Annotated in this window: 1 protein-coding gene; it reads right to left on the bottom strand. The window is 44.4% G+C overall.

Translation table 11 applies throughout. The annotated features are described in order from the left end of the window. The coding region (locus tag R7O13_RS26690) for an ABC transporter ATP-binding protein (RefSeq protein ID WP_318305187.1) at window positions 1-734 on the bottom strand (734 nt) is incomplete at its 3' end. Between the last annotated feature and the right edge of the window lies 1 nt (window position 735).

Here is a 735-nt window from a genome sequence, read left to right as displayed (position 1 = left end):
AATTCAAAACCGATTAAGAAGAGCAAGAAAGAAACTCGACCAGCCGCTTCTGATTGCCAGGCGTATTTGTCAGCATCGACGCGGACTTGATTGGCGCTCTCTTTTAGCTGCTGAAGAAATTCGCGCTCTTTATTGGCAGCGCGCAGCTGGTAAATACCATCCAACGTTTCTACCAGTCGGTTTTGGAAAATTTCGAACGAGTGGTTTTCTTTACGCTTGAGATGCTTGACCATACTGCCAAGTTTGCGAGAGAAATAAATGACAATAGGGTTTACGAGTAGAATAAATAAGCCCAGACGCCAATCTAGCCAAAGCAGAACGATAGCGGTGCCGATGACGGTCAAAAAGCTGATAACAAACTTTGCGAGTGTCGAACCAACAAATTGATCGATGGTTTCTATATCAGTAATAAGGTGGGCGTTAATTCCTCCACTGCCTTTGGTTTCGTACTGACGAATACTGATTCGACCCAATTTGTCGATCATTTTACTGCGCATCTCAAACGTAATGGTTTTCGATACCAGTGTGAATTGACGACTTTGAACAATGTTCAACGCTTGGCTGGCTGCGCGCATGAGCACAACTAAAAAAAGCGTAAAAAAGATATATCCAGTTGGGGTATGCCACGCACCAGGAAGCACAGCGTTCATGGCAGCAAGACCAGAGGCAGGTTTGTCCAATAGCACTTCATCAACCATTAATGGCATAAGAAGAGGGATTGGAACACTAATCAAG

Source organism: Vibrio sp. Y176 (genome assembly GCF_033438945.1).
The sequence above is the reverse complement of the archived record's forward strand: the minus strand, read 5'-3'. Positions and strand labels throughout refer to the sequence as shown.